The sequence below is a fragment of the Hydrocoleum sp. CS-953 genome, from assembly GCF_002260545.1.
Classification (GTDB): Bacteria; Cyanobacteriota; Cyanobacteriia; order Cyanobacteriales; family Microcoleaceae; genus Trichodesmium.
This window is the reverse complement of the sequence record NZ_LGSU01000314.1, coordinates 1-2728: the sequence shown is the minus strand read 5'-3', so window position 1 is coordinate 2728 and position 2728 is coordinate 1. Positions and strand designations below refer to the sequence as shown.

The following is a 2728-nucleotide window of genomic DNA, read 5'->3' as shown; positions in this document are numbered from 1 at the left end:
ATTATTATCTATGTTCTCTGTTACATAATTCCAAAATATTTTGCCCAATAAATAACACCAATTACCATGAATTAACGCTATACTTATATGACACTTAAAGTATTAAGCAATTAACAGGAATAAATCAAAATTATTATAATTCTAAGTAGCGTTAATCTTAATTATTCTTATGTTTACTTTTCCCCTACTTCCCTACTCAATAGAATGTAGAAAAGTTTTTGAGAAATGGTATAAAGTATCAAGCCTCCCCTTGGCTGTGTCGCGAGCTGTCGCTCTATAAAGTAAAAAAGAAAATTTGGGATTTTAAGCCTCTGGCTTCAGTAGTTGGAACTGCTTGAACAGTACCGAGTGCATAAAGCTAACTAAAATGACCTGCAACTAAGGTGAACAATACGATAGATAAATGATACAGTCATAATAAGTATATCCTCTCCTCATTGTTTTCTCTGTAAGTAAATGTACTCAAGAAAAATCTAAATAATTAGAAAATTGTAATTAGATGATCGAGATCATGGTAGGATAAAAAGTCTGGAAAAGATTTAATTTTTAGCCAACTTCAAACATAGATTATAGTTATGGTAGTTTCTACTGAACCGCAAAAAACATCTTCATCTGTACCAGTGACTAGCACAAAAGAACGAGTCAGTCAATTTATGCAGACTATACAAGATGAAATTTGTCAAGGACTAGAGGAATTAGATGGAGTTCAGAAATTTAAAGAAGACAGTTGGGAACGTCCAGGTGGTGGCGGAGGAAAGTCTCGTGTAATTAGAGACGGTGGAGTTTTTGAACAAGGAGGAGTGAATTTTTCAGAAGTATGGGGAGACCAATTACCTCCAAGCATACTGACCCAAAGACCAGAAGCAGCAGGTCATGGTTTCTATGCAACAGGAACTTCTATGGTACTACACCCTAGAAATCCTTATGTACCAACAGTGCATCTGAATTATCGCTATTTTGAAGCAGGACCTGTATGGTGGTTCGGTGGTGGTATAGATTTAACACCTTACTATCCATACGCTGAAGACGCAGCTCATTTTCATCAAATTATTAAGGCAGCCTGTGACAAAAGCCATAAAGAGTATTATCCTGTATTTAAAAGATGGTGTGATGAGTATTTTTACTTAAAGCATCGTCAAGAAATGCGTGGTGTAGGAGGTATCTTCTTTGATTATCAAGATGGTCAAGGAGAACTATACAAAGGACCAGATAATAAAGGGCCAGCAGCAGTCTATAGTCAGCAGTTAGGAGTTCCTGAATCTCGTAATTGGGAATCTTTATTTACATTTATACAAGATTGTGGTAAATCTTTCTTACCAGCATATAAAACAATAGTAGAGCGACGGCAACCCATGGAATATGGCGATCGGGAACGCAACTTTCAGCTATACCGACGTGGCCGTTATGTTGAATTTAATTTAGTGTATGACAGAGGTACAATTTTTGGTTTGCAAACCAATGGTCGTACAGAGTCAATCTTGATGTCTTTACCACCTTTAGTCCGTTGGGAATATGGCTATAACCCAGAACCTAACACACCAGAAGCTGAACTATATGAAGTATTCTTAAAACCTCATGATTGGGCTAACTGGAAACCAAATCATTAATTACTCTGAGTTAAACTACAGTTAGATGGGCAACCACCGCAAGTAATATCATCCCGAGGGAAGGGTCAGTGATTCAGATTGAGCAAAAAACCCACACAACTCCGGACGGCACAACAGTAATCGTCCTAGCACCAACTGGACGCTTGGATATCACAACAGCTTGGCAGTTCCGCCTCAAGTTGCAGGAATGTATCTCCAAACTAAGTCGTCATGTAGTGGTCAATTTAGGCCAGGTTAACTTTATTGATAGTTCTGGACTGACATCCCTGGTAGCAGGGANATTGAGCAAAAAACCCACACAACTCCGGACGGCACAACAGTAATCGTCCTAGCACCAACTGGACGCTTGGATATCACAACAGCTTGGCAGTTCCGCCTCAAGTTGCAGGAATGTATCTCCAAACTAAGTCGTCATGTAGTGGTCAATTTAGGCCAGGTTAACTTTATTGATAGTTCTGGACTGACATCCCTGGTAGCAGGGATGCGAGATGCTGATAAAGTTAAGGGTAGCTTCCGTATTTGTAGCGTTCATCCAGAAGCTAAACTGGTATTCGAGGTAACCATGATGGATTCTGTGTTTGAGATTTTTGAAACAGAAGAAGAAGCTCTTGATTATGGTGATGTCCGTGAAGGTAATAGAGCTTAAAAATTCTGAGGTAGAATGAGTCAATTGGATGGTAGAAATAATACCTTAATAGTTAAAGTAATACTTTTAAAGGATTATTATTTCTACCTTTAATTAGTTTATCCATAGTATACTTTTGGAAATCAAATCAGCTCCAGTAGCATAGACTTGTACTGTGGTGAAATACCTATTTAGTTAGACTAAGCTTTCAACTCAGAATTTAAAATTTTGATTTGAATAGCTACTAACTAGAAGCTAGCGATCGCCATTTTTAGCATAAAACTTAGATTAGACTAGAAAAATTTCTGCTCAAACAAAGCTATAAGGTTTAATTAGTTTTTATTACCCTAATAACCCCTTCAAGTTACTTAGTGTGTTTGTGGCTTAATCATATTTAGGACTTAAACTAACACGAAAATGAACGGGAGCTTGGTAGCCCCGTCGCTTCAGCACGGGGAGGAAAAGCGACTCGGCGGCTTGAGCCGCTGTAAGACGG

General features: G+C 38.2%; 2 protein-coding genes and 1 pseudogene. All 3 read left to right on the top strand.

Annotated elements, in window-relative coordinates; genetic code table 11:
- Positions 1-575 precede the first annotated feature (575 nt).
- Positions 576-1607: an oxygen-dependent coproporphyrinogen oxidase gene (gene hemF / locus AFK68_RS02895; RefSeq protein WP_094671482.1), complete on the top strand. Its 1032-nt coding sequence runs from the start codon at positions 576-578 to the stop codon at positions 1605-1607.
- Positions 1608-1675: 68 nt separating this feature from the next.
- Positions 1676-1886: pseudogene (locus tag AFK68_RS02890) on the top strand (STAS domain-containing protein); the annotation flags it as partial.
- A gap of 1 nt (position 1887) precedes the next feature.
- A partial coding sequence (locus tag AFK68_RS02885) for an STAS domain-containing protein (protein WP_246843962.1) occupies positions 1888-2253 on the top strand: 366 nt, incomplete at its 5' end.
- Between the last annotated feature and the right edge of the window lie 475 nt (positions 2254-2728).